General features: G+C 43.2%; 28 protein-coding genes and 1 pseudogene. 9 read left to right on the top strand and 20 right to left on the bottom strand.

The annotated features are described in order from the left end of the window. Positions 1–99: 99 nt before the first annotated feature. From AC0OMU_RS19240 to AC0OMU_RS19250, 3 genes are all read left to right on the top strand, one after another. Complete coding sequence (locus AC0OMU_RS19240; protein WP_474241425.1) at positions 100–687, top strand: CotG/ExsB N-terminal domain-containing protein; 588 nt, start codon at positions 100–102, stop codon at positions 685–687. A 173-nt stretch (positions 688–860) separates the two neighbouring features. Further along, on the top strand, positions 861–1478 hold the full coding sequence (locus tag AC0OMU_RS19245; protein ID WP_015384839.1) for a flavin reductase family protein: 618 nt from the start codon (positions 861–863) through the stop codon (positions 1476–1478). Between the two features lie 176 nt (positions 1479–1654). Continuing rightward, complete coding sequence (locus AC0OMU_RS19250; RefSeq protein WP_015384840.1) at positions 1655–1990, top strand: DUF4181 domain-containing protein; 336 nt, start codon at positions 1655–1657, stop codon at positions 1988–1990. A 4-nt stretch (positions 1991–1994) separates the two neighbouring features. Here AC0OMU_RS19250 and ggt read toward each other — a convergent pair whose 3' ends face one another. Then, complete coding sequence (gene ggt / locus AC0OMU_RS19255) at positions 1995–3572, bottom strand: gamma-glutamyltransferase (RefSeq protein WP_015384841.1); 1578 nt, start codon at positions 3570–3572, stop codon at positions 1995–1997. A 213-nt stretch (positions 3573–3785) separates the two neighbouring features. On the opposite strand from ggt, the gene chrS reads away from it, so the two are divergent. From chrS to chrA, 3 genes are read left to right on the top strand one after another with little or no spacing between them, the layout of a single operon-like run. Further along, positions 3786–4262, top strand: a complete 477-nt coding sequence (gene chrS, locus AC0OMU_RS19260; RefSeq protein WP_014478181.1) for a chromate efflux transcriptional regulator ChrS — start codon at positions 3786–3788, stop codon at positions 4260–4262. Between the two features lie 13 nt (positions 4263–4275). Then, on the top strand, positions 4276–4869 hold the full coding sequence (gene chrB, locus AC0OMU_RS19265) for a chromate efflux transporter subunit ChrB (protein WP_015384843.1): 594 nt from the start codon (positions 4276–4278) through the stop codon (positions 4867–4869). After that, positions 4866–5402, top strand: coding sequence for a chromate resistance efflux protein ChrA (gene chrA, locus AC0OMU_RS19270; protein WP_015384844.1), 537 nt, complete (start codon positions 4866–4868; stop codon positions 5400–5402). The genes chrB and chrA overlap by 4 nt, the downstream gene beginning before the upstream one ends. Before the next feature lie 131 nt (positions 5403–5533). On the opposite strand, the gene AC0OMU_RS19275 is transcribed toward chrA, so the two are convergent. The 14 genes and pseudogenes from AC0OMU_RS19275 to AC0OMU_RS19340 all read right to left on the bottom strand — a co-directional run bounded on the left by AC0OMU_RS19275 (position 5534) and on the right by AC0OMU_RS19340 (position 16678). Then, complete coding sequence (locus tag AC0OMU_RS19275; protein WP_474241427.1) at positions 5534–6247, bottom strand: endonuclease V; 714 nt, start codon at positions 6245–6247, stop codon at positions 5534–5536. A 131-nt stretch (positions 6248–6378) separates the two neighbouring features. Then, positions 6379–6732 (bottom strand): hypothetical protein, encoded by a 354-nt coding sequence (locus AC0OMU_RS19280; RefSeq protein WP_015483790.1) that lies wholly within the window; start codon positions 6730–6732, stop codon positions 6379–6381. 12 nt (positions 6733–6744) lie between these two features. Continuing rightward, positions 6745–7731: pseudogene (locus tag AC0OMU_RS19285) on the bottom strand (T7SS effector LXG polymorphic toxin); the annotation flags it as partial. Positions 7732–7862: 131 nt separating this feature from the next. Further along, complete coding sequence (locus AC0OMU_RS19290) at positions 7863–8072, bottom strand: hypothetical protein (RefSeq protein WP_021480772.1); 210 nt, start codon at positions 8070–8072, stop codon at positions 7863–7865. Between the two features lie 13 nt (positions 8073–8085). Beyond that, complete coding sequence (locus AC0OMU_RS19295) at positions 8086–8604, bottom strand: hypothetical protein (RefSeq protein ID WP_046340273.1); 519 nt, start codon at positions 8602–8604, stop codon at positions 8086–8088. Positions 8605–8611: 7 nt separating this feature from the next. Beyond that, positions 8612–10423, bottom strand: a complete 1812-nt coding sequence (locus AC0OMU_RS19300) for a ribonuclease YeeF family protein (RefSeq protein WP_046340274.1) — start codon at positions 10421–10423, stop codon at positions 8612–8614. 18 nt (positions 10424–10441) lie between these two features. Continuing rightward, complete coding sequence (locus tag AC0OMU_RS19305) at positions 10442–10702, bottom strand: YwqI/YxiC family protein (protein ID WP_003221757.1); 261 nt, start codon at positions 10700–10702, stop codon at positions 10442–10444. Positions 10703–10711: 9 nt separating this feature from the next. Next, positions 10712–11134 carry a YwqH-like family protein gene (locus AC0OMU_RS19310; RefSeq protein WP_015483791.1) on the bottom strand — a complete coding sequence of 141 codons (423 nt, stop codon included), beginning with the start codon at positions 11132–11134 and terminating at the stop codon, positions 10712–10714. Positions 11135–11509: 375 nt separating this feature from the next. After that, a complete protein-coding gene (locus AC0OMU_RS19315) occupies positions 11510–12295 on the bottom strand; it encodes a YwqG family protein (protein WP_181220241.1) in 786 nt (261 codons plus the stop codon). A 222-nt stretch (positions 12296–12517) separates the two neighbouring features. Then, complete coding sequence (gene uglF, locus AC0OMU_RS19320; RefSeq protein ID WP_309530034.1) at positions 12518–13840, bottom strand: UDP-glucose 6-dehydrogenase UglF; 1323 nt, start codon at positions 13838–13840, stop codon at positions 12518–12520. 194 nt (positions 13841–14034) lie between these two features. Continuing rightward, the gene (locus AC0OMU_RS19325; protein ID WP_047183314.1) at positions 14035–14799 is read right to left on the bottom strand and encodes a tyrosine-protein phosphatase; all 765 of its coding nucleotides are present in this window, start codon (positions 14797–14799) and stop codon (positions 14035–14037) included. A gap of 49 nt (positions 14800–14848) precedes the next feature. Further along, positions 14849–15565 carry a tyrosine-protein kinase PtkA gene (gene ptkA / locus AC0OMU_RS19330; RefSeq protein ID WP_042975530.1) on the bottom strand — a complete coding sequence of 239 codons (717 nt, stop codon included), beginning with the start codon at positions 15563–15565 and terminating at the stop codon, positions 14849–14851. Continuing rightward, the gene (gene tkmA, locus AC0OMU_RS19335) at positions 15555–16301 is read right to left on the bottom strand and encodes a protein-tyrosine kinase activator TkmA (protein ID WP_474222337.1); all 747 of its coding nucleotides are present in this window, start codon (positions 16299–16301) and stop codon (positions 15555–15557) included. The genes ptkA and tkmA overlap by 11 nt, the downstream gene beginning before the upstream one ends. 233 nt (positions 16302–16534) lie before the next feature. Beyond that, entirely contained in the window at positions 16535–16678 is a 144-nt protein-coding gene (locus tag AC0OMU_RS19340) for a YwzD family small protein (protein WP_003242876.1), read from the bottom strand. 203 nt (positions 16679–16881) lie between these two features. Here AC0OMU_RS19340 and AC0OMU_RS19345 point away from each other — a divergent pair, with 203 nt between their 5' ends. Together AC0OMU_RS19345 and AC0OMU_RS19350 are read left to right on the top strand one after the other, a co-directional pair. After that, on the top strand, positions 16882–18492 hold the full coding sequence (locus tag AC0OMU_RS19345; RefSeq protein WP_474241429.1) for an SWIM zinc finger family protein: 1611 nt from the start codon (positions 16882–16884) through the stop codon (positions 18490–18492). Beyond that, positions 18479–21247, top strand: coding sequence for a DEAD/DEAH box helicase (locus AC0OMU_RS19350; protein ID WP_063334789.1), 2769 nt, complete (start codon positions 18479–18481; stop codon positions 21245–21247). Before AC0OMU_RS19345 ends, AC0OMU_RS19350 begins: the two co-directional genes overlap by 14 nt. A 125-nt stretch (positions 21248–21372) precedes the next feature. Here the strand turns inward: AC0OMU_RS19350 and ywpJ are convergent, their stop codons facing one another. From ywpJ to ywpG, 4 genes are all read right to left on the bottom strand, one after another. Next, on the bottom strand, positions 21373–22230 hold the full coding sequence (gene ywpJ, locus AC0OMU_RS19355; protein WP_017696583.1) for a phosphatase YwpJ: 858 nt from the start codon (positions 22228–22230) through the stop codon (positions 21373–21375). A gap of 5 nt (positions 22231–22235) precedes the next feature. Next, positions 22236–23012 (bottom strand): transcriptional regulator GlcR, encoded by a 777-nt coding sequence (gene glcR, locus AC0OMU_RS19360; RefSeq protein WP_251217759.1) that lies wholly within the window; start codon positions 23010–23012, stop codon positions 22236–22238. Between the two features lie 224 nt (positions 23013–23236). Continuing rightward, positions 23237–23578, bottom strand: a complete 342-nt coding sequence (gene ssbB, locus AC0OMU_RS19365; RefSeq protein ID WP_014478203.1) for a single-stranded DNA-binding protein SsbB — start codon at positions 23576–23578, stop codon at positions 23237–23239. 76 nt (positions 23579–23654) lie between these two features. Further along, positions 23655–24038 carry a DynA interaction protein YwpG gene (gene ywpG, locus AC0OMU_RS19370; RefSeq protein WP_003227796.1) on the bottom strand — a complete coding sequence of 128 codons (384 nt, stop codon included), beginning with the start codon at positions 24036–24038 and terminating at the stop codon, positions 23655–23657. Positions 24039–24212: 174 nt separating this feature from the next. On the opposite strand from ywpG, the gene AC0OMU_RS19375 reads away from it, so the two are divergent. Next, positions 24213–24623, top strand: a complete 411-nt coding sequence (locus AC0OMU_RS19375) for a YwpF-like family protein (RefSeq protein ID WP_003227794.1) — start codon at positions 24213–24215, stop codon at positions 24621–24623. 124 nt (positions 24624–24747) lie between these two features. Here AC0OMU_RS19375 and AC0OMU_RS19380 read toward each other — a convergent pair whose 3' ends face one another. Further along, positions 24748–25386 carry a class A sortase gene (locus AC0OMU_RS19380; protein ID WP_181220245.1) on the bottom strand — a complete coding sequence of 213 codons (639 nt, stop codon included), beginning with the start codon at positions 25384–25386 and terminating at the stop codon, positions 24748–24750. Positions 25387–25401 lie beyond the last annotated feature (15 nt).

The raw sequence follows: 25401 nt of genomic DNA on the forward strand, positions 1-25401 counted from the left end.
ATCTCAGCGGAACACTTATACACTTTTTAAAACCGCGCGTACTATGAGGGTAGTAAGGATCTTCATCCTTAACATCATTTTTAAAAGGAGGATTTCAAATTGGGCCACTATTCCCATTCTGACATCAAAGAAGCGGTGAAATCCGCAAAAAAAGAAGGTTTAAAGGATTATTTATACCAAGAGCCTCATGGAAAAAAACGCAGTCATAAAAAGTCGCACCGCACTCACAAAAAATCTCGCAGCCACAAAAAATCATTCTGTTCTCACAAAAAATCTCGCAGCCACAAAAAATCATTCTGTTCTCACAAAAAATCTCGCAGCCACAAAAAATCATACTGCTCTCACAAGAAATCTCGCAGCCACAAAAAATCGTACCGTTCTCACAAAAAATCTCGCAGCTATAAAAAATCTTGCCGTTCCTACAAAAAATCTCGCAGCTATAAAAAATCTTGCCGTTCTTACAAAAAATCTCGCAGCTACAAAAAGTCATACTGTTCTCACAAGAAAAAATCTCGCAGCTATAAGAAGTCATGCCGCACACACAAAAAATCTTATCGTTCCCATAAGAAGTACTACAAAAAACCGCACCACCACTGCGACGACTACAAAAAACACGATGATTATGACAGCAAAAAAGAATACTGGAAAGACGGCAATTGCTGGGTAGTCAAAAAGAAATACAAATAATCTAAGTTTTCATTGTTTCAATAGGCTGCCGGCGGAGGTACGGAAGCCTATTTTTTTATTTGCCCTGTATTAGATATATGTCATGACATAACATATGCAACCCGCATCATTTGGTTTCCTTTAAACCATTTCGTTATAATCGAGGTATCCTAACGATAAAGGCGGTTGTTGCTATGTACATATTTCAAGCTGATCAGCTTAGTGCCAAAGACACATACAAGCTATTGTCAGGTACCGTTATTCCCCGCCCCATTGCATTTGTGACAACACTTTCTTCAGGAGGAGCGGTCAATGCCGCGCCTTTCAGTTTTTATAACGTCGTCAGCTCAGATCCTCCGCTTCTCAGTATTTCTGTTAACAGGACGGAAGGACGCCAAAAAGATACAGCGCGAAACGCAGTGGAGAACGGAGAATTTGTCGTTCATGTCAGTGATGAAGCCATCATTGAAGATATCAATGAAACAGCTGCAAGCTTAAGGCCGGATGAAAGCGAGCTTACACGCACCTCGCTTCATCCTGTTGAAAGCAAAGCTGTTTCAGTTCCCGGCATTAAGGAAGCCCGCGTTCGCTTTGAGTGCAAATTAGAGCGGCATATTACCTTTGACAATGATCATGGCGTCACTACAGCAGATCTGCTCATCGGAAGAGTTGTCTGCTTCCACCTAGATGAAAAGGTGTATGATGCAGAAAAGGGATATATTTTAACGGACGAATTAAAGCCTGCCTCACGATTGGCGGGAAATCACTATGCCAAGCTCGGAGAAGAATTCACACTGATTCGTCCCAGCTGAAGAGAAGGACTATTTAAATAGAAGAAACTAGTCAAAAAGACCTTATGATTACAAAATATCGTCTGTAAAAAACTGAAAAAATATCAAAAAAAGAACACCCAGAGTAAGCTCGGGGTGTTCTTTTGTGAAACGTTTTTCCTTTTTCTTCGTATAAAGGTAGATTAGGAGGAATTGGAATGACAAACTTTTGGATTTTAATGCTGATCGCTATTACCATCAGTCTCGTCTCTCAATTTTTTATAAAGAAAAAATACGGTATTGATAAATCCGGCTGGCGATATAAGCATGTCAGCAATACACACAAATGGATCGAAATCACTTTACTTATTTTGTTTGTGTTTTCACTCTCCTTTTTTCCAGTTGAATATTTGCTTCTTTTATTTTTTATTGTGATTGACTCAATACGAATTTTTATGGAGTGGCATTATAGACCTGAAGATAAAAAGTATATGTACCACATTGTAGAGGTCTCCCTAATGTTTGCGCTTTTGATTTATATTTGTATCCTCTAGTTATTTAAATCCCCACAGCCGCTCCGTCTCCCCGAGGATCGGCTCCGCCTTGGAGAAAGCCTTCTTCATCAACTTTGATTGCAGCCGCGTGTCCCATCAGCGGATCATAGTCACCGACAACCTCCACGAGATGTCCGCTGTCTTTCAGTTTTTGGATTGTTCTGTCTGTGAATCTGCCCTCAACTCTGAGACCTTCGTATTCCTCTCCCCACGTTCTGCCCCATACCCAGCGCGGTTCGCTGATTGCCTGCTGTGGATGCATTCCGTAGTCCAGCATTCGGGTAATGATGGCCGTCTGGGTCTGCGGCTGGCCTTCGCCGCCTTGTGTACCGTACAGAATTTTCGGCTTTCCGCCTTTACAGACCATAGCCGGCATCAGCGTATGGAAGGTACGCTTTCTCGGTTCAAGCATGTTGACATGATTTTCATCCAGTGAGAAAAATGATCCGCGGTTTTGCAGTAATATGCCTGTATCACCGGCAGTGATTGCCGAGCCAAATTCAAAGTACAGGCTTTGGATGAATGACACTGCGTTGCCATCCGCATCGATTACGGCCGCATATGCCGTATCACTTCCCACCGGCCTGCTTTCTGCCGGTACTGCGAGATAGCCGATTTCTTCTGCCAATTGTTTTGCATAACGTTTGTCCAAAAGCCTTTCAAGCGGAATGTCTGCAAACGCCGGATCAGTCAGGACGGCATCCCGATCTAGAAAACTCTTTTTCAATGCCTCCACAAGCACATGATAATACTCAAATGAACCGTGTTCGATTTGGGTGAAATCATAGTTTTCCAAAATGTTCAGTGTCAATAAACCGGTAAATCCCTGAGAATTCGGCGGCGCCTGATACACACTGTATCCTCGATAATCACTTGATACAGGCGCTGCCCACTCACCCCGATGCGCTTTAAAATCATCGATTGTCATGTAACTGCCGTTATTCTGTAAATGTGAGACAATCCGCTGAGCGAGATCTCCTTCATAAAATGCGCTTCTTCCTTTTTTAGCAATCAAGTTCAGACTGTCTGCAAGCTTTTTTTGCACAAACCGCTCTCCCGGGACAGGTGCTTTGCCCCTTCTCGTGAAGATGTCAGCCGTGTAAGACGTGGAGGCCAGCAATTCAATATTCTTTTCTGTGTGACGACACTGATCAGCTGATACAGGAAACCCATTTTGGGCATAATCGCGTGCGGGTTCCAGTACATCTGCAAGAGACAGACGCCCGTACTCCTTCAGGACCGCATCCCAGCTATCAACCATTCCCGGCACGGTAATGGCACTGTCAATTCCCCGCAGCGGAATCGCGCTTTTTCCCTTATATACATCTCTCGTTACGTTTTTTCCTGAACGGCCGCTGCCATTGTAGACTTTTACTGCCTTTGTTTCCTGGTGAAAGGTCAGCCAAAAGGAATCCCCGCCAAGTCCAGTCATATGCGGATACACAACCGCAAGACAAGCACTCACCGCAACAGCGGCGTCAAACGCGTTGCCTCCCTTATCCAGTATGCGGTTTCCGGCTTGAGAAGCGAGGTAATGCGGACTGACGACCATTTGCTTTGTACCGATGACAGATTTGTTCATCACAAGTCCCCTTTTTTAAGAAATTTTCTTCAGTATAGGGAGCCTGATTTTTTACATCTACTGATCCGGCAGAAAAACTGACGAACTTTCTTCCTTTCGCAAATGATAAGATGTTTTTACATTCATTTCGAAAACAAATGAAAAATTATAATTTCGAAACGTAATTTTTATGGTAAAATGATGTCTAAAAGGCTACGAAAGCAGGTGGAGCAATTGAGTCATGAATATCAAATCCCCAACCTTGTACTTGATGAGACTGATAAACAAATTCTCACGATTTTGCATGAAGAAGGCAGAATTTCTTATACGGATCTTGGCAAAAGAGTCGATTTGTCACGGGTCGCCGTCCAGGCCCGTATCAACCAATTAATTGAAGCCGGTGTTATTGAAAAATTCACCGCTGTCATCAATCCCGCTAAAATCGGCATTCATGTTTCCGTGTTTTTCAATGTCGAGGTAGAACCGCAATTTTTAGAAGAGGTCGCTCTTAAGCTTGAGGAAGAGCCTGCGGTCACCAGCCTTTATCACATGACAGGCCCGAGCAAGCTGCATATGCATGGGATCTTTGCCAACGATCAAGAAATGGAAGAATTTTTAACAAAACGGCTGTATCCATTGCGAGGCGTCGTCAGTGTTGATTGCCAGATGCTGATCAAACGATACAAAAGCCGTATGGGAATGAAGCTGTAAAGGAGAGAAACGAATGAAAAACCATCCTTATCGGGATATGACGGCCGCAATGGTTCGCACCGGCATATTAGGGTTCGGCGGCGGACCTTCCGTGATTCCACTGATCCGCCATGAAGCGGTCAATAAGTATAAATGGATTGACGATGATGAATTCGGAGAAATATTAGCAATCGCTAATGCGCTTCCCGGACCGATTGCCACCAAAATGGCTGCTTATCTGGGCTTTAAGCTAAAAGGCACATTAGGTGCAATTGTGGCGACCCTCGCCCACATTCTGCCTACATGTCTTGCGATGGTGGGCTTGTTTGCGGCTGTAAATGTGTTAAGCCATTCAGCAATTGTTGCAGGCATGATTGGTGCCGTCACGCCGGTAATTGCAGTAATGCTCGGTATCATGGCGTACGAGTTTGGCCAAAAAGTGCTAAAAGGTTTCGGCTGGCTCACCGGCATCCTGTTTTTTATCATCGCTTTTATCGGCCTGCAAACTTTACAGGTTAATCCCGGCCTTGTCATTATCATTTTCTTAGCGTACGGGGCGTTTCATTTTAAACTGAAAGACAAAATCACAAATAAACATTCAAAAGATAAAGGAATGTCAGCGTCATGATATCGATCTATTTATTTATGGCGTTTTTTATCGCAAACCTACTGGGATATGGCGGCGGACCTGCGTCTATCCCGCTAATGTTTGAAGAAGTCGTAAACAGATACAGCTGGCTCTCAAACGATCAATTCTCAAATATGCTCGCACTTGCGAACGCTTTGCCGGGCCCGATCGCCACGAAAATCGCTGCGTATGTCGGCTACAGCGCAGGCGGGTGGCCCGGCTTCCTAATTGCCCTGATCGCAACCGTCGTACCGTCGGCGCTCGCATTGATCGTCCTGCTGCGCATCATCCAGCGCTTCCGCCAATCACCTGTCATCAAAGGCATGACGCTGTCCGTCCAGCCTGTCATCGCGGTCATGATGCTCATTCTTACCTGGCAAATCGGCGCAGACGGCATCAAAGCGATTGGCTGGGGCCAATCGATCGTGATTGCGGGAATTTCGCTCCTTGCCATGACAAAATTCAAAATGCATCCGGCATTTTTGATTATCGCGGCGTTTTTATATGGGGGCCTTGTGATCCCTCATTTATAGAAAAAAGCACCTGGACAGGTGCTTTTTTATTTTGGTCCAGAAATGTCGTTTGATATATGGTTCCTCTCATTCACAGATTGTCCTGTATATAGGAATCATTAAAAAAACTTGCAGATTCCGGCCTGCAAGTTTTACACGTGATTTTTCTGATAAAACGTTCGCAAAACATGTGTTTCAAGGTCAGCCAGGCGGACAGGAATCGGCAGTCTGCTTTCTTGATTAAGCAGGCTCAACGTAATTTGATAACTGCTTTCTAAATCAATGTTATTTCCGCAAGACAAGAAAATAGGCTTCACATCCCGCCGCGTTCGCAGCGCCCGTCCATATACCTCGCCGTCAATGATAATATCAGTGTATTCACCTACTTCATTTTCAGGCGTCACGAAATCGCAGCCTTTGATTTTGAGATAGGTTTTCGCTATCCCAATCGTCGGCTTACCCAGAAAAAAAGCCGCATGGGTGGCAACGCCCATATGGTTGTAATGCAGATATCCGTTGCCATCAAACAAGAAGACATCCGGCTCCGTCTCCAGCTTTTTCGCCGCCTCGATGATCAAAGGCAGCTCGCGAAACGCAAGAAAACCCGAAACATACGGCACGCTGATTCTCCCCATGCTGTGCACTTTTTCAATGATTTCTTTTGTATCAGCGTCAATCACGATAATACAGCACACCCCGTACGGTTCTCCATCCTGCTCCCAATAGGCCAGGTCGACGCCTGCGCAGGTGTTGATGGAGTTGGGATGGATCGTGTGGGATAGGTTGATTTTATGGATAAGGGATTGTTGTGTTTTTACAAATTCTTCTCTGTTTAGGTTGAAAGAATGTATTTGTTTAACATGCATCTAAAATCAATCCTACCTCCTGTTAACTAGTGTCTGTTTTTCTTTGTATTCATTTTCACTTTGAAAATTGTTTGAAAACTTACAACTCCAGGTTCTACAAACTTTATTAATAGTTTTAATTAAATGTTTAACTACATTTCATTATTCGTAACTTTGTTTAATATAAATTCTATATTTTTAACTATTTCAATATGGCTATTTGTCTGAAATTCATACATGGGTTGATCCCAATCCTCATTTTGCATCATAACTAGTTGATAAAATCCATTAGCATCCGCATCTGGATACCAACCTAAATCAAGTAAGTAATTTTTACGAGAGTATGTTAATTGCATTAAATCTTGTGAAAAAAACAACCATTTTTCATCGTCTGGTGCTAGTTTTTTCGGATCAATTTCTCTAAAACTGTTTTGATTTATGGTCCATCCTTTTGGAATCCTTAAGGGTTGTAAACTTATTTCTGGCATTTTTTTTATCTTTCTCATAAAAGCCTCCTATTACTTATCAATACCAAGTTGTTTTAAATACTTATCTAATCGACTTCCAGCAATCGGATGACCATGATATTCACCACCAGAAAACTCCGCTCTAATCCAGCTTGTTGGCGTACCTAGATCATAACCGACTGTTTTTCCTGCATCATAAATGAAATAATAGTTGTTATTTCCATTATCAATAATATGACCTTTTAGAAGTGCCTTTTTTTCTAAAGCTTTATTATTCACATCTGGTAAGTATTGAGCAGCTTTTTTACCTGTCATACTAAAACGTTTTGCTTCTTCAGGTGTTTTAGCCTTAACATGTTTATGGCCATGCGGAGTAAACGAAGCATTATTAAGCATCGTTCTAAATTCTTTACGACCATAATATCCATCGTGCGCTACTTTATCGTGATTTTCAGAAATGTTAGGACTATGAGAACTTCCCTTACGACCGCCATCACTAACCATCTTCACAATCCCAAGATCCTTAACAGCCGTCTTTTCCACATCTACACGGACTGTCGGGATTCCGAATGTGAAGCCATCCGGAGTTACAGGGCGTTCTGCGTACACGCGGACGTTTGTTGGGACTTTGAATTGTTTTACTTTTTCTAATGTCTTGTTAGCTGTTTGAACTTTTGAATGGGTTGCAAGCGGGATGCCTTTATCAATATGTTTCGCCAGTGCACCGGCTCCAACCAAACTCAGCACAGCTTCCAGCGCCCCTTGCTTCCGCTTCTCCTCAGACACTTTGTTTCCAAACATATCCCGTCCCGTGACGGCTTCTGAGAATCCGTTTGACGCAACAAGGCCGTATGCGCCCATTTCTGTCATTTTGAGAATGTCTAAGGATTTGCCTGTTTTGTAGGCGTCTAATGCGTGTTCAGCAGCGATAGCTGCTTTTCCGGTTTTGTAGATGGCTTTTCCGCCTTTGAAGGCCCGGCCTGCCCAGCCGACGACTGGTATAAACCCGGCTGCCATGGTGCCGACTGTGACGCGTTCAAAGCCTATACTTATTTACGCTATATAAAACAGTGGACAACAAACTAATAAAAAAACCTTGAAAGGCTTCAGTGCCAATCAAGGTAGAAAATCAAACCAACTCGAAGCGTTTATTTGTTTTTAATAATGCCTTAAGATTTTTTAACAATACTATTAATTCCTTCAAATATAATATCTCTCATAACTTCATTATTACTGTTATAATTTCTTTCATTTCTAATTTTATTAAAAACCTGCTTTATAACCCCATCAATCATTATTGTTAATCCTTCTATATCTTCTTCACTACCCTCCTTTTTAAAACTTTCATTTATTATTACCAAGCTATCATCTTTTGACATTTTATTTTCTCCTTTACTCTCTTTCTTTCTCATTAAAAACTTTGTCTATATAATTTACATCATCAAAAATCCAGTATCTATCCTCTTCAGGAATATAACTAGTAAAGTCTTCCCGAACCCCTGTCCAATTATTAGGAACATAATTTTCAAAAGGTAATAACTCAGGATACAGCGAAAGAAGCATTTTTTGATTAAAGTCTATATATAATGATGGCCTTAATTCTAGAATAGTACTTTCATAATCCTGATGTTCAACTAACTTCTTTAATTCTGAAGACGGGATAATATAGTCAGTATATTCTTTTAAATAAAGACGATAATTATCTTCATTTACAACTGAAATGTTATTTCTTAGAGAAAGAGCAAAGTCCATATCAAAACTAAACCCGTTTTTTTCATAGGCTTCTTTATATTTTATGATATCTAGTATCCAAACATCTCTTTCTGTTAGATACCATGAGAATTGAGAAGAAGTCTTTACCCCGACTATTATATTTTGGGCATACTCCGGTTTTAATAACAACGAAAACACCACTTTCTCATTCTATTTTTTTGGCTGAATGCCCATATTCCTCTAACCACTCTATCCATGGTTCCGCCGGAAGTTCATAACTAACTCCCGGTGTCGTAGGATCAACAAGCTTTGGAGCAGTTCTCCCCTGGTTACGAGGGTTTTTAGTATATCCATACTGATCAATTACTGTCTCCTTGATTAAATCATCAACCTCTTTAGGTACCTTAAATTCTACAATTTCTCCGCCTGGTCTTGCTACATCTCGATAATATTTAGCGTGTTCTAAATTGTAAGCACTTATGTTTAAATCAGCATTTTTAATAGGAATAGCAATGCTTCCATCACTATTTACTTTAATTCTATACTGACTTGTTTTATTTCCCGCTCCTCCTCCTTGAACTCTGTAATAACTTACTGATTGTTCGACAGGATCGACAGCTTTTTTACTTGATTGTAACTTATCATTATTTACTTTCTTCGTATATAATTGTTTCTTCTCTGGCTTTAAGTCAAATGTATGGCCAGTCGAAGTAACAATCTGTTCTTTATTTATATGACCACTTTGCTTAATTTTAGAAAAAGAATAACTCTTATCAAGATTTCTTCCCATCGATAGCGTATTGTCAACCGACTTCGCCAATGCACCAGCACCAACCAAACTCAATGCCGCTTCCAGCGCACCCGTTTTCCGCTTCTCCTCAGACACTTTGTTTCCAAACATATCCCGTCCCGTGACGGCTTCTGAGAATCCGTTTGACGCAACAAGGCCGTATGCGCCCATTTCTGTCATTTTGAGAATGTCTAAGGATTTGCCTGTTTTGTAGGCGTCTAATGCGTGTTCAGCAGCGATAGCTGCTTTTCCGGTTTTGTAGATGGCTTTTCCGCCTTTGAAGGCCCGGCCTGCCCAGCCGACGACTGGTATAAATCCGGCTGCGGCCATAGCTCCTGCTGTCACACGTTCTGCGGTGGAGAGTTTTTCTCCGGTAACCGGATCAACGCCTTCGGTTGCTCTTTTATAATCATAATAGCCAGTGACTTCTCCAGTAAAGTTGCAAACTCCATCCCATGTTTTTTCGTACCACGGTTTGTTTGCTTCTTCCTCGGCTTTTTCCTGGAGCCGTCTTGCTTCTGCTTGCTGGGTTTTTGCATCGATATAGGTTGTTCCTTGATTTTCTACTTCAATGACGCTTTTGTAGACTTCATTGCTGTGGAAGGCTTTTTTGTCATAGTACATAGGAGAAGCGCTCTTCCCGTTGCTGGTGGCCTGCATGAGAACGGAATATTTGGTGAGCACTGCGTTGTCCAGAGATTCTAAATTTTGATATTCAGTTGTCAGGGATTCATCAAGCTTATCGACAGCTGTGATCGTGTCACGTCTGGTTTTTTGGGCATCGCCCATCTTATCTGCATAGTCGTCAAGCGTATACATGTCGAGATCAATAATATCGCTGATGCCTGACAAAATAGAATCGATTTCTTCTTTATGAGCGGAGACTATCTCTGAGGCTTTCAGGTCTCCATTGGGCAGCTCATGATCTAAAAAAGAAGTTTCCACATATGAATCATTCAGTTCTTGATCTTTAATATCTCCTGAAATGCCATTTAAAAACGCAATTTGAGCAGAGACAAGCGTCAGCCAGCTGTCAACGATTTCCGCCTGTCCCTGAAAAAAATCTTTAATATTATCCGCGCCTTTTCCTTTAAAATTGTCGCCTAAATCTGCAACTCCCTGAAACGCTTTTTTCAGCGTATTCAGCTGCTCCTCAAGCGTCTCATATTGCTTTTTTCTGCTCTTCGCTTCTTCGATTAAAGATTTAGATTCAAATACTTTGCTCATCGCACTGCCCTTTCTTTTCTATTTTACCGCTATCGCCTCGTCCTGCTCTTTAAGTGAATCTACATTATCCTTTGTATCCTCGATATTTTTCTGTACCGCTTTTTTATAGTCTCCGAGCATGGTTTTGATGTTCTCCTCACGCTCATGATATTTTTTCGTATAATCGAGGCTGTTTTTTCCGTTGGATCCTGCGGCGCCGATTGATACGTCAGCAAGCGCATCTTTGACAGAATCTAATGTTTTGATGACTGTGTCGTACTTCAGCTTAATTTCTGACATAAAAAAAGATCACCACCATTTTAGTTTACTAATTGTATTTCCGACTTCTTCCGCGAACTCTTCTCCCTTTTTCAGAAGATCTGCTGCACCATTTGCTATGAACAATTCCGATGCATATTGAGCTTTATCCCATTCAAGATCAAAAATTTTACCGTTAATCGAAGCCATATACTCGTTATATTTATCATTCACAATCTTAGATGCTTCCGATTTCGCCTCTTCTCTTCCCTTGTCGAAATCATCGGCTTTTGTTCCCGTCCAATGCTTGCCCAATTCCGGTTTCACAATTTCTTTGATTTCAGTGATTGCCTCTTCTTGCAGTGTGTCTATGTCCTTTTTTGCTTTTTTCAGCTTTTCGATCTTGTCTTCCACGTCGGAAATTTTTCCGTTGAGCGAACTTTTGATATCCGCTAGCATACTTTCATAACCCATCTGAATCACCTCTTAATACTCAAAAAGTCGTATGGAGGGGCTGATGAAGATAGACTTTTCCATACTTTATTTCCATATATTATATTTTAAAATAGCCAGAAGGTGGCTTAAATAGGGTAAATGGCTTAATTTAGGCATATAACGCTCTTGAAATGTAGGTATTTGATCTTGTTTTTGTTCGTTATACAGTTAATGAAAACGTTTTATAAAATAAAATCACCTAAAGTCATAGTTAAAAAGACACTTGAAAGAGACAGATTTTGTTGGCCTGTCTCTTACCGTGCTGAGCTTATTGTTCATCAGGTCGATCACGTCTGATTTTGTCTTTGGCTTCTATTATTCCCCCCTTCTGACCCTTTGGATCAAAAGCTTGTATTAGCTGCAGTCCCAGTTGTACAGAACGTTTGAAAAATCTTTTTTCCTTAGATCTTCAGGTGTGATGAAAAAATTGGCGATGCCGACGTCTCCCCACATTGAATCGATATCATCGTCTGAATCAATTTGTAAAAGCATGATAGTGTGTTCTTTATATGCGTATTCCCGCGGATCATGCTGGGTAAAAGAAGCGTATCCGCCGATTTTATGGCCAAATCCGTTTTCAGCCAGTTCATTATAAATGTCTTCTTCATCCTCGCCGAACTGACTAAAGAACTCCATTGTTTCCATGTCCGTATACTGCTCAAATTGAAAATCTGTAGGCAGCACCCATTCCGAAGATTTCACAGGCTCGACTGCCGCTTCTGATAAAATCGGAAAATCACATTCGCCTGTGCCAATAAATGAAAAATCTGAAACAAGCTCGTCTTCGTTTTCTATGATATTTTCAAAATAGATCACTCTGAAATTCTTTTGTTCACATCGATCGTCAAAATTCAGTCCATAGACGTCATCATGAAGAGAAATGGAGAACTGCAGGATACCTGAAGAAGGGTAGCCGTCAAGCTGGGGAATTTGCGAGAAATTAATCTGCGCCAGAAGCTTCATCGGCTGTCCATTTTCGTCAGTCGGATATGTTTCATGCTTGGGAAAATAGGGATCACCCGCAATTTTGCTGTCATATCGTCCTGTTTTCCCTGTTCGGACATTCAATTTCACGTATTCTTTCGCTGATTTCTCCAGCAAGTCGCGGTACGGTCTCATTTTTTCGGGCAGATGATTCATCAGATTCTCTCCTTTTCCGGCATCTCCAATTGAATTTGGCAGATCTTGTTCTCTAGTTTTTCTTTTGTTCTTTAATGTTTTTTTCCACTTTCTCAAGCTATTGTTTACAGAAGCCCTACTTCTGTATAATTATCCAAACAATAGTTAAATAGTAGCAAATGTATTCAGCACCCCGCAATAGATGAAAAAAAGACTGGTGCGCAACCAGCCTTTCTTGTTCAACTATTGAATTGCACCTGACGGAACAACCGCCTTCCGACCGACAGAATAATACTCCACTCCTGAAGCCAGAGCTTCATCCAATGTGTAGCAGTTTCTGCCGTCAAATATGAGCGGCGTTTCCATCAAATCCTGATAAGCCGCTAACGGAAATTGTTTAATGTCAGCCCAGTCGGTTAAAATCATGACGGCGTCAGACCCTTTGACAGCTTCCTCGATCGTCTCTTTATATTCAACAGCTTGCGGGAGAACATGCTTTGCATGGCCAACTGCAATGGGATCGTAGGCTCTGATACGGGCGTCGAGCGCAGCGAGACGGTCTGCAATAACAATTGACGGCGCTTCTCTCATATCGTCGGTATTCGGTTTAAATGACAGGCCTAAAAGGGCAATCGTTTTTCCCGTCACCCCGCCGAGCCTGTTCAGCGCTTTATCAACCAGCATCGCCTGCTGATTGTTGTTGACTTTGATAACCGATTTCAGCAGTTCAAAATCATGCTCGACATTGCCGGCAATTTGCACGAGGGCGTTTGTGTCCTTTGGAAAACAAGAGCCGCCGTAGCCTATGCCCGCTTTTAAAAACTGGCTCCCGATCCGCTTATCCTGTCCCATCCCGTATGCGACTGCTTCAATATCGGCGCCGACCTTTTCACATATATTCGAAATTTCGTTTATAAAACTGATCTTAGTGGCCAGAAAAGCATTTGAGGCATATTTGATCATCTCGGCGCTTCTGATATCCGTTTGGTAAATCGGGATTTGAAACGGACGGAAGAGCTCTTCAAGCGTATTTGCTGTTTTCTCATCGGCCGTCCCGATCACGATCCTGTCACCATGAAAGGTGTCATAGATCGCCGACCCCTCACGCAAAAATTCCGGATTGGATGCGACCGAAATACTGACAGGCTCCGCTAAATGTTCAGTGATCAGTCCATTAATCAAATCGTTTGTCCCAACGGGCACTGTGCTTTTCGTTACCACGACTGTATCTCGTTTGACATGCTTTGCGATGCGTTTGGCCGCATCTGTAATTTGCTCCAGATTGGCGTGCCCGTCGCTTTTCTGCGGTGTGCCGACCGCTATAAAAATGATGTCTGCCTGTGCCAAGCCTTTCTCATAGCTCGTTTCAAAGTTCAGCCGTCCATCAGCTGTATTTTTTCTCATCAGCTCTTCAAGACCTGGTTCAAATATGGGGGAAATGCCCTTTCTCATTTCATCAATCTTGTGAGCGTCAATATCAATGCAGGTTACATGATGTCCAATCTCAGAAAGAGAAACACCTGTCACAAGACCGACATAGCCTGTTCCGATGACTGTTATATTCATTGTTTCCCTCCAACAGTTAAATTGCTGCTTTGCAGCTTCCGTAATATCGTATGAGAACATCCTATCATGAATGCGAATGATCTCCCGCATAGCCTGTCGGGTACAGCCTGTACAGATTTCTGAAATGTGATTCAACCATACAATACACTATTATATCGCTCTCAAAAAGAAAGTGGTGAAATGAGAATCGGCTGTTAAAAAAGACCAAACAATTTTCTTCTTTTGACCGGTTGCGGAGGCTGTCTGAAGATGGTCTGATTCCGCAGGAGAAGCTCTGCATTTTCCGTCAGCATATAAGGAAGTTCCGAGCCGAATTCTTTCTCTAGAACATAAAGAGCCTCTTGAGTGTGAAAATTTCTCGTTTTCACATTATGGGCATCTGAGGCTACGAAATGGATCAAATTGGCTTCAACTAGCCGGAGAGAAAATGCTTTCAGCTGCTTGCCGAAGGTCCCCGCAAGACTTCCTGAAGTAATCTGAGATGCTGCTCCTTTTTCCACAAGATGATACAGCAAGGACGGGTTTTCGCGAATTTCCCTGTTGCGTTCAGGATGGGCGATAACCGGAATATATCCTTTCAGCTGCAAATCATAAAAAAGCTGCTCCGCATATCGGGGAACGTGATCAAACGGAAACTCAATCAAGATGTATTTTGTATCATTAAGCGAAAGCAGCTGCTGTTTGGCAAGGTCTTGTTCCACCTCGCCGTAGATTCTGATTTCCTGTCCCGGAAGCACATGTAAAGGAATGTCTTCTTTGATTAAACGTTTGTTTAACTGATCTGCTGCTTCTCTGACTGCGGCTGGCTCGTTTTTATACACACCGTTGTTATGATGAGGTGTCGCAATGATCGTCCGGATTCCCTGACGAACAGCGGCTCTTGCCATTTCTATGCTGTCAGCCGAATCACCTGCCCCGTCATCCATTGCAGGAAGAATGTGACAGTGAATATCGATCATGTCCTAGCCCCCCTTTTTTCGCAAAAATAAATAACGGGCACGATGCACGTTATTTATTTTGCATGAAATTGTCCTTGTTTCCGTAATATCCGTATTCAGAGTGCTTCGAAAGCTTTTTGCCGTTCATAATCGCCCCAAGGAGCTTGCTTTTGCACGTTTCAAGCGCCTCTTTCGCTTTTGCGGCTTGTTCTTTTTCTGTTTTCCCGCTTGAAATAACCAGAACAGAACCGTCTGCCACGTTGCCTAAAATCTGTGCATCTGCTACGGCAAGAATAGGCGGCGTATCAAAAATGACCATATCATATGCCGCACACGCTTCGTATGCAAGCTCCTTCATCCACTTCGAGGAGAGAAGCTCGGCCGGGTTTGGCGGGATCGGGCCGCTCGTCAGCACGTCAAGATGTTTTTCATTCGATGCTTGTACAGCCTGCTCCATAGAGCTTTTCTTTAATAAAACAGATGTTAAGCCAACCGTATTTTCAAGAAAAAAGGCCGTATGTACTGTTGGTTTTCGCAAATCAGCATCAATCAGGAGCACTTTTTTTCCCTGTTGGGCGAATACGACAGCCAGGTTGGCGGCCGTTGTCGATTTTCCTTCCCCCGGACAAGCCGATGTAATCATGACTGATTTCATTTGCCGGTCCACTGAAGCAAATTCTATATTCGTGCGAATCGTCCGATATTGTTCAGAGTTCAAGGATTTCGGCTCTGTCATTGCAATGACATTTCTCCGCATCCACGAGTCTCTGCTTTTTCTAAGCGCCAAAATGTCCACTCCCCGTTTTTTCAGATTGGAAACCCTGTAAGGTCTTTGTTGTTTTCTGCTCATTCGCAATGGTGGAAACTGTCCCTAAAACAGGTATGTCCAGCAAGGATTCGAGCTGCTCTTCCGATTTGATCGTATTATCCAAATGCTCAAGCAGGAAGGCCAGTCCGATGCTTCCCGCCAATCCGGCTGCAAACGCGATGGCAATGTTTAGAAGCGGCTTTGGCGATACAGGGGACGGATGTTCTGAAACCTCGGCTTTTGACAGAATGCTGACATTGTCAACATTCATAATGGATGTGATTTTGTTTTGAAAAACAGATGCTATAGTATTGGCAATATGAGCCGCTGTTTCCGCGTTTTCATCCCTGACTGATATGTTGACCACTTGGGAGTCCTGTTCGCTGGATACGGTAATTTTGTCATTCAGTTCTTGGGATGTCATCGACAGGCCCATTTCTTTAATGACTTCATCTAAGATGGCAGGGCTCTTAATGATGACATTGTACGTATTGATTAACTGAAGATTGGTTTGGACATCGTTAAATTGGACTTCTTTTCGTTCATTTTTCGATTGGTTGACCAGAATCTGAGTTGAATTTTCATAGATGGGTGTAAGTGCGAAGAAACTAATGAGTCCGCCGGCAGCAGTGGCAGCTGCGGTTACAATCATAATCAAAAGTATGCGTTTTGTTAACGTTGATAATATCTCTTTTAAGCTAGTAGATTCTCCCATGATACCTCCAAATCTCTTATAACATCCTTTTCCATTTATGATTATACAACGTTGAAACCGCATTTCTCCAGCTTTTCACGTGACATAATTCGACATTTTTTTACAATTCGTTATGTTAGTACTTTTTATGTAAGCGCTATATTCACTGTGTTGACAGCGCTGTCTCTTTTTCTCTTATTCGTGCAGTCACGTAATCTCGCATAAAAAAATCCCGCTAAAGGCGTGCGGGATTTTTATGTTGCATATCCATTTTTAATATGAGAAATCAAATTTTCAAGCATTTCCTTCGTCGTCATCTCAGATGACTGCTCACCAATTTCATGTGCATGCATCAAAATTTTCAGAAATTCTTCTTGATTCAATTTCTTTTCACTCATCTTTTTTTTCCTTTCAGCTTCCATTAAGTTGAAAACACGATTATTATATGATGCTGGTTATCAATTTGCAATCTCTAATACATCATTCGACACATTCCATTTTTTATGTCCTTTTTTAGGAAAAACTTTTTAAGGCCGATGTGTTGCGATATAATAGAGAAATTGGATCTTTTTATTACGTGACTCGGTTAGGAGCGATAATCATGCTTCAGAATATGATTTCCAAAGACGATGTGCTGGCGTCTGCTGAACAGCTAAAAGAACTTCTTCCTTACAATGAGGAAAATGTTCAGCTGATCAAAAAAGCCCTTATTTTATATCGGCAGGATTCAGTCTATCGTTTACAAGCAGTGAGTCCGACGGAAGTTACGGCTTACGTGCAGGATGTTGTGCCTGTGCGGGTCACATTGAACTTGTTTGTCATAGTCAAAAGCGGCTGTTCATGTCCGTCCGGAAGAATCTGCCGCCATATGCTGGCTGTGTTTTTATATGTATATGCAATGTTCGAGCGAGTGGGTACTTTTACAGAGTATTGGCTGGAGAGGGAAAAGCTTGAGGAAAGCAAAGAGCTCGTCCGCCGCCAGTTTCAGGAAAAGGTGCTGCCTAATGAAGAATCGCTTTCAAGCTGGCTTGCTTTTTTTGATTCAGAGTTTTCTCTCTGGCAGGCACGTACGCCAGAAGGCAGCCAAAACATGCAGGGCCTCTATTACGGCTACCTGTCCGCATTAAAAAAACATGCGCCGAACAAGCCGGAGCTGAAAAGCCTATACCAGATTCATTCCGCGATTGCGGTTTGGCTTCGCATGTTCACATTGATTGAAGCGGGCAAGCTGAACCCCGAACAAGATTTTTATTCCCTCAATCCGTACGTTGAACAGCTGATGGATACAATCTACAGCTCTATTGATAAATTAAAAACATACGCGCTGTCTTTTGCGCTTGATCCGTTTTTGGATAAAACACCGGATGTTATCCGAAACTTGCTGTTGAAAGAAGAAATTTTTCAATATGAACGCATCCGCATCTTCGGTGAAATTTGGAGTGCACTTCTGCCACGGCCAAAATGGGTGGCGCGCGAACAGGAGATTTTGAAAAAAGAAGCCGGACGGCGTTTTTCTCCTGAATTACAATTCGGCCGCCTGCATTTGGAATTCCTGCAAAAGAATGATGACGTTATTTTTGCGGAAACAGATCAATTCCCGCCAGAAGCGCTCCCTTATACATTCCAATGGCTGAGTGAAATGACTGCCAAGAAGGACTGGAAACGGCTTAAAAAATGGTACCAGCAAATTGAGCCAATTGCGATGGGTTATACGAAGCTTGATAAGCCGTTTAAAGAGATTCGCGATGTGATCGGCGAGCTGTTCCTTCTGTTGAATGCCTATGTGAAGCAAACCAATGATCAAGCGCTGTTTGAGCGCTTTGCCGCGGGCTGTCTGCCGTATACGTTCACAGAATACAGCCATCATTTATATGAAAAAAAACGCTATGCCGAGTGGATTGAAATTCATAGCCTTGTCGGCTTTTCCATCAATGAAATGGATAAAATGATGCTCAAGGAAATTGCAGCGAGCGACCCTGAGGCGCTTATACCGGCTTACCATAGAGAAGTGGCTTTTTTCATTGATCAGAAGAACCGCAGCTCGTACAAGGAAGCCGCCCGGTATTTGAAAAAATTGCGCACCCTGTACAAAAAAGCGAAAAAGCAGAAGGTGTGGGAGCGGTATATTCAGCTGCTGAGCTCGCATTACAAGCGCCTGCGTGCGCTTCAAGAAGAACTGCAGAAAGGAAAGTTGATTGATGGCGAGTCTTAAAGAAATTCTCATCCACGTCGAACAAATGGAAGATGGGTCATTTACGCTCTCAGCCTTTGATGAAAATGAGCAGCCTCTTCCCTACAGCCATATGAAAAAGCATTTGTTCCAATGGCATGAATCCTCATTTTACGGAACCTTTCTAGAGGATGTCAGCTTCATCGGGACGACTGCTGTCCTGCTATCTCCATGGATGACTGTAGAGCTTCTCGGCAAAAACTCGTTCAACTCATTCAGCTCCGTGCAGCTTACAGAAGAAACGGAGCCGCTGATCGAGGCGGCATCGACCATCTATGAATTTATCGCGGACGGCGATTTTCTGCCTGACTATGACGCATGGACAAACGGTGTTTTTCGCTGGAAGGACCGCGATAATATACTGGAAGGCTTTACTGCGGAATGGTTTTCCGCTGCCGTGCAGGATTACATCCAATACGACGATGACCTGCGGGAGAAATGGGAACATATCAAGGAGAAATCGCCTGCGGTTACGTCATTCCGCGGCCATTTTCTTGATGAAGAGGATTTTCTGGAAGGCATTGGCTGGATTGACGACCAATCTCCATTTACTGTCGGCTTGCGCTTAAATGAACCAGACTTTGACGGAGACGAATGGAAGATCGAGATGTTTTTACGCGATAAAAAGAGCGGCGCTGTAGAATTCTTTGACGGACTGAAAAGCCTCAAAAAATCGTGGCAGGCGTACAGCGATAAAATCGCGCGTGAGCAGGACCGCTTTCACAGAACGGTTCCGTGGCTGTCGTTTGATTCTGGGACAACGCTGATCTCGGAGGAAGAAGCCTGGATCTTCCTGTCAGAAGCAAGTGAGACGCTTGTCGATATGGGGGTAGAAATCCTCCTGCCGTCCTGGTGGCAGATTGTCAGAGACAGCAACATGATGCTGAAAGCAAAGGTGTCTTCCTCCCCGCGCGGCGAGTCATTTGTCGGCATGAATGCACTGCTTGATTTCAACTGGCGGTTTGCGACAAATGGAATTGAACTGACTGAGGCTGAATTTAATGAGCTTGTCGCCAGCAACAGGCGCCTTGTTAATATCCGCGGGCAATGGGTTAAAATCGATCCGCAGTTTATCAAACAGATGAAACGCCTGATGGAAAAAGCAGAATCAGAGGGACTCCACATGTCTGATATTCTGGCGCGCGAGCTAATGGATCAGCAGGAGGGCGGACTTGAGGATTCGGATCTGATTGATACATCCGCTTTCGCCGGCATTCAGTTTGATCTGTCTAAACAGCTCAGGTCACTGATTCGAAAGCTCACTGCCGCGGAAAACCTGCCGGAACACGAAGTCAGTCCTTCTTTCAAAGGAACGCTCCGCCCTTATCAGAAATACGGCATGAACTGGCTGTTGTTTCTGCGGGAAAGCGGTTTTGGCGCCTGTCTGGCTGACGATATGGGGCTTGGGAAAACGATTCAAATGATCGCCTATTTCCTTCACGTGAAGGAAAGCGGCCGGCAAAAAACGCCTCATTTGATTATTGCGCCGACATCCGTACTTGGCAACTGGCAGCGGGAGCTTCAAACCTTTGCCCCTGATCTGTCTGTCGCGCTCCATTATGGGCCGCGCCGGCCAAAGGGTGATGATTTCGCCGCGCATTATGAAAACGCAGACGTGGTGCTCACTTCATATGGACTGTCACATGCCGATACTGAAGAGCTTTCTTCTGTGACATGGAACACGATCTGCCTTGATGAAGCGCAAAATATTAAAAACGCGCATACGAAGCAATCACGCGCAATCAGGAAGCTGAAGGGGCTTCACCATATCGCGCTGAGCGGCACGCCGATGGAAAACCGACTGACTGAGCTGTGGTCCATTTTTGACTTTATGAATAAAGGCTACCTCGGCAGTTTGACCGGCTTCCATAAACGCTATGTGCTGCCGATCGAAAAAGACCGGGACGAAAAGAGAATCGGACAGCTTCAGCAATTAATCCGGCCATTCCTTCTCCGCCGGACGAAACGGGATGAAGAGGTCGCGCTTAATCTTCCTGAGAAGCTGGAAGAAAAAGAATTTATCCCGCTGTCAGCCGAGCAGGCATCCCTTTATGAGCAGCTCGTTAAAGACACTTTTGACCATATGACATCCCTGACCGGCATGCAGCGAAAAGCGCTGATCCTCAGCATGCTTGGACGGCTCAAGCAAATATGCGATCATCCCGCGCTTTATTTAAAGGAGGAGCAAACCGAGCTGCTTGCCGGCAGATCAGTCAAGCTCGAAAAATTGCTGGAACTGATGACAGCGATCCGCGCCCAAAACGAAAGCTGCCTAATTTTCACGCAATACATTCAGATGGGGAACATGATGAAGCGGCTGCTTGAAAAAACGTTCGGGGAACCTGTGCAATTTTTAAATGGGAGTCTCTCCAAGCAAGAGCGGGATACACTTGTTGAGAAATTTCAGAGGAAAGAATATCCGACACTGATTCTTTCACTCAAAGCTGGAGGCACCGGACTTAATTTGACCGCCGCCAATCACGTCATCCATTATGACAGATGGTGGAACCCGGCGGTTGAAAATCAAGCGACTGACCGTGCATACCGCATAGGCCAGGAGCGCTTTGTCCACGTTCATAAAATGATTACGACGGGAACAATCGAAGAAAAAATTGATGTCATGCTTGAATCCAAGCAAACCCTGAACGATCAAATTATCCAAAGTGAAAACTGGATTACCGAGCTTTCCACACAGGAGCTCGAAGAACTGTTTACATTAAGCGCTACAGCGCAATAATCATGACTAAAAAAGCTGGCTCTAAAAGAGCCAGCTTTTTTCCGTACATAGCCGTCACGCCGAATTTCCAAAAAATCCGTTACGCCGGTTATCAACAGGATGCGCTTTTGTGGCAGCACATATACTTACAACAAATGTTTCATCATATGTGCGACACCATGTTCGTCATTGGTTAAGGTGACAGCATCGGCTATCGATTTGATGTCTTCCCGGGCATTGCCCATCGCTACACCTTTTCCCGCAGCCTCCAGCATCGATTTGTCATTTAAACTATCACCTACAGCAGCGGTTTCCTCGAGCGGAATATTCAGCTGTTTTGCAAGCCTCTTCAGCGCCTGCCCCTTGGAAGCTTTGCGGGAAGAAAGCTCAAAGTTGTGCTCAGCCGAACTGACAAGCGTCAAATCTTCGGCATGCTCATATCTTTTCCAGCCTGCCTCAAGCTTTTCTTTAAAGAAAGAAAAGCCGAGAATATTATAAAAATCGATTGGCTGATCGGCTTCAAACAGCTCTTGAAAGGAGTTAATGTAAGCAAAGCCCGATTGGCTGTATTGCACCTCGGCCGCCTGCTTAAGGACAGAAAGATCCGCTTCCGGATTTGCGCTTCTGAATCTGTCCAGCTCAACATCAAGAAGTTCTCTGCCGTTTTGCGGAGTATAAATCGCTGAACCTGTGAATACCTCATAATAATAGTTTTCCGACTCAAGCCATGAGAGAATATCATACGCCCGTTTCTTATCAATCGTTTCGTGATGATAAAGCCTGCCGTCGGGATCGTGAATGACGGCGCCGTTTGCACTGATGACCCATGTTTTGATCCCCAGCGGTTCAAAGATTGACATGACGTCAAAATGAGCGCGCCCAGTTGACACCACCACTTCAATGCCATCCCGCTGCGCCTGCCGCAGTGCGTTTTCATTTTCCAAGCTTACCTGATGCTTGCTGTTGAGTAAGGTTCCATCTAAGTCAATCGCAATTAATTTCACGTTTGTCAGTCCTTTCCTTCATCCTGCTCTGTCACGAGAAGCTCAACGCCGTTTCGGTCAAGCAAGTCACAAAATGCCTGATTCGGCAGCCTGTCTGTAATCAAGAGGTCGATTTCATTCAGTTCCGCATACTGATAAAAACTGGTGCTGCCCAGCTTCGAATGGTCTGCAAGCGCGATGACCTGCTTTGCCTGCTGTATCATTTTCCGCTTCACCATGCCATCCTCTTCATGCGCAATTGTAATGCCATGTTCGGAAATACCGACCACACCAATCAGCGCTTTATCAACATGGTAGCTTGAGAGTTTTTCAATCACAGAGGACCCGTACAGAAAGCGGTGCTCCTTTTCCAGCTTGCCTCCCAGCAGATAAATTTCAATTCCCTCTTTATCGGACAGCACATCCGCAAGATTAATCGAATTGGTGATTACCGTACAATCAACCGCATTCAAATGCTTTGCACATGCCTGAACAGTTGTAGAGGCGTCTAAAATCACCCGGTCACCATCATGAATAAGCGATGCTGCAAGCCTGCCGATTTTATTTTTTTCCTCAGACACTGTTTTCAGGCGGCCGGAATAGCTTTGAATTTTCTGATGCGCAGTCGGCAAAATGGCGCCGCCTCTTGTGCGGATGATGGCATTCTGTTCCTCAAGTTTCACAAGATCTCGTCGCGCTGTATCCCTTGACACTTGCAGGAGCGTACAGATCTGCTCCGTTGTAATTCGGTTATGCTGTTTTAAAAAATCCAAAATCGCTACTAATCTTTCTTCTTGGTACACGCCCTCATTCCTTTTCTCAGCAATCATTTATAAGCAATTATAAGTTTTTATCTAAATTTATTCAACATTAATAAGTGATTTTAAGTAAAAATGCGTCGAGAGAACCAATTTTTCCTAAGTAGACAAAAAGAAAGAACCAGTCTGGTCGACTGGTCAATTTTGAGGGGATGATGCGAAGATCCGGATAATAGTGAATGGATAGATAACGGGAGGAGCAGGGGGTGTCAATCAGCAGCTTTTTCCCGGGGTTTAGGGTCCATAAAACGAACAGTGTCAGCCAACACTTCTGTTACATACACGTTAACGCCTTCCGCGTTTTCATAGCTTCTTGTCTGAATCCGTCCGCTTACGCCGACGAGAGAACCTTTTTGGCAATACAACGCCGTGTTTTCAGCTGTTTTTCTCCAAAGTGTGCAATTGACGTAATCAGCTTCGATTTCACCTGAAGCATTCTTGAAGCTGCGGTTCACCGCGAGCGTAACATGTGCAACTGCCGCACCGGCGGAAGTGTAGCGAAGATCAGGATCTTTTGTAAGACGTCCGACAAGCATGACCTGATTGAACATGCAATTCCTCCTCTCCTTGCGGTTGTATGTATTGTAAATGATGCAACAAGAAAAGAAAAACGCTTAAAAATGGCTTTCAGCCTCTGTTTTTATCTTTCGTTTTCATTTTTCCTTCAGCTAAAAACATCTTTTGCTTTTTTCCTTTGAAGAAATATGTACTTTTTAAAAATCGGAAAAAGATTTGCTTTGTCAGCCAGTTTTGCGTATTCATGCGCACATAGGAAGAGCCATCCCACGCAAACCACTGAAAGCTCAATTTTTTTTCCGGCATTGACAGCTTGATTTTATACTGCTCCATGCCATCTTGTGTTTCGTATAAAAAACTTATTCTTCCTTTTTTGTTCAGATGAACCTCAAACACTTCTTTACGGCTTAACATATATGTTACTTCCTTTTGAATCAAATGACTTTCAGAAGGAACGCCGTCAATATAAATTTCTTTTAAACGAAATTGATTCATACCACATCTCTCCGTAATCCATAGTCAGTTACAGTATAATGAAAAAATAGAAATTATTAAATGTTTCGCTCATACAAAATTCTTTAGCCCCAACATTGCAGGATTTTTTCCTCGAAAACGTTTATGTTATAATGGAAGGCAAGAAAACTTTGGAAGTAATCGGGGTGAGAAGAAATGAAAACCTTTAAACTGGTTGACCTGAATGTGGAACGAGTGGACAAGGAAGAACAATCAATTGAACAGTTTCCCCTTATTGACGGACTGATTATAAATAAAGAAGACGGTGAAAATCACTGGCTGATTGAGGCGCTTGTACAGAAAGAACATCTGTCTTTTTTTGAACAGCTTCAAAACAGCCAATCTGAAGCCAAAGTATTTGTAACGATCACGAAAAAAAGCAATCGCCCCGCCCAGCTGACAGCAGCAGTGAAAAATATCGTCAAGCTGGAAGAAAGCATCCAGGTTTTACTCTACGGACAAATGGTCACAAGAAAACAGCAGGGCACTGAAACCATTCTCGAGTCCCTTGTAAAAGAGGGCTATACAGGAACAAAACTCATTGAGGCATTTAAGCAAAAATTATAAATATGAGGGGGCATGTTCCCCAAAACAGACTCAGAACCGAAGAGCATCACAATAGACATTTAGAATAGATATGTTCTGCATGAAAAAAGCTGCCGTTTTAAACGGCAGCTTTTCTTTTCCATATTTAATTTGTATGGCCAAAAGAATCAACCAATTCCCCTTTCACAACGAGGCGCCCTTCGGTTTTGACCGCCTTGTCACATGTGATTAACGTAATCTCCTTTTTGTTTGTCTCCTCAACTACATCTGCATCCATTTCCGATATGATGTCTTTCGATGTTACAGAATAGATATAATCCTTTTTAAAATCCGTGATGACAATTTGGGCACCTGTTTTTATGTTTTCCAGAGGTCCGAACAGAAGATTCTTTTGCTTCAAATGATGGCCCGCCAACGGATAATTTCCCTCACCCATTTTTTGATCCGGGCGCATTGTTGCCGCCCCTATCAAAAGATTTTCATTGGTTGTGCCTTTTACGATCGGAAGCTCCAGATCAACACTTTTAATTGTTATCCGACCGATAACCGCTTTTTGATCGTGATCAAAGCCGGCCTTTACAGCATCCATTAACTCAGGCGGCTCGATTGAATCAAATTCAAATTCCGCTTCTCTCTCATTATTTTTTTTCAGCTGCTCCACAGTTAAGGCCGATTCACTCTGGCTTTTGCTAAGATAAGCTATAATTCCACCTTTGATATAAGGAGAAGAGAGCAGCAGCAGTCCGAAAAGGATGAACACCGTAATGATCATTTTCTTGTACATGCAAAAAACCCTTTC

This window comes from Bacillus sp. FAU18, from assembly GCF_056033885.1.

Coding starts and splice junctions, on each gene's coding strand:
- ywpG (WP_003227796.1), bottom strand. CDS start 24,038: ATGAATCAATTTCGTTTAAAAGAAATTTATATTGACGGCGTTCCTTCT.
- AC0OMU_RS19380 (WP_181220245.1), bottom strand. CDS start 25,386: ATGTACAAGAAAATGATCATTACGGTGTTCATCCTTTTCGGACTGCTG.
- AC0OMU_RS19305 (WP_003221757.1), bottom strand. CDS start 10,702: ATGTCAGAAATTAAGCTGAAGTACGACACAGTCATCAAAACATTAGAT.
- AC0OMU_RS19300 (WP_046340274.1), bottom strand. CDS start 10,423: ATGAGCAAAGTATTTGAATCTAAATCTTTAATCGAAGAAGCGAAGAGC.
- AC0OMU_RS19315 (WP_181220241.1), bottom strand. CDS start 12,295: ATGAATCATCTGCCCGAAAAAATGAGACCGTACCGCGACTTGCTGGAG.
- AC0OMU_RS19325 (WP_047183314.1), bottom strand. CDS start 14,799: ATGATCGATATTCACTGTCACATTCTTCCTGCAATGGATGACGGGGCA.
- AC0OMU_RS19290 (WP_021480772.1), bottom strand. CDS start 8,072: ATGTCAAAAGATGATAGCTTGGTAATAATAAATGAAAGTTTTAAAAAG.
- chrA (WP_015384844.1), top strand. CDS start 4,866: ATGATATCGATCTATTTATTTATGGCGTTTTTTATCGCAAACCTACTG.
- AC0OMU_RS19350 (WP_063334789.1), top strand. CDS start 18,479: ATGGCGAGTCTTAAAGAAATTCTCATCCACGTCGAACAAATGGAAGAT.
- AC0OMU_RS19375 (WP_003227794.1), top strand. CDS start 24,213: ATGAAAACCTTTAAACTGGTTGACCTGAATGTGGAACGAGTGGACAAG.
- AC0OMU_RS19275 (WP_474241427.1), bottom strand. CDS start 6,247: ATGCATGTTAAACAAATACATTCTTTCAACCTAAACAGAGAAGAATTT.
- uglF (WP_309530034.1), bottom strand. CDS start 13,840: ATGAATATAACAGTCATCGGAACAGGCTATGTCGGTCTTGTGACAGGT.
- AC0OMU_RS19310 (WP_015483791.1), bottom strand. CDS start 11,134: ATGGGTTATGAAAGTATGCTAGCGGATATCAAAAGTTCGCTCAACGGA.
- ssbB (WP_014478203.1), bottom strand. CDS start 23,578: ATGTTCAATCAGGTCATGCTTGTCGGACGTCTTACAAAAGATCCTGAT.
- AC0OMU_RS19245 (WP_015384839.1), top strand. CDS start 861: ATGTACATATTTCAAGCTGATCAGCTTAGTGCCAAAGACACATACAAG.
- AC0OMU_RS19250 (WP_015384840.1), top strand. CDS start 1,655: ATGACAAACTTTTGGATTTTAATGCTGATCGCTATTACCATCAGTCTC.
- chrB (WP_015384843.1), top strand. CDS start 4,276: ATGAAAAACCATCCTTATCGGGATATGACGGCCGCAATGGTTCGCACC.
- tkmA (WP_474222337.1), bottom strand. CDS start 16,301: ATGGGAGAATCTACTAGCTTAAAAGAGATATTATCAACGTTAACAAAA.
- AC0OMU_RS19280 (WP_015483790.1), bottom strand. CDS start 6,732: ATGAGAAAGATAAAAAAAATGCCAGAAATAAGTTTACAACCCTTAAGG.
- AC0OMU_RS19340 (WP_003242876.1), bottom strand. CDS start 16,678: ATGAGTGAAAAGAAATTGAATCAAGAAGAATTTCTGAAAATTTTGATG.
- ggt (WP_015384841.1), bottom strand. CDS start 3,572: ATGAACAAATCTGTCATCGGTACAAAGCAAATGGTCGTCAGTCCGCAT.
- AC0OMU_RS19345 (WP_474241429.1), top strand. CDS start 16,882: ATGCTTCAGAATATGATTTCCAAAGACGATGTGCTGGCGTCTGCTGAA.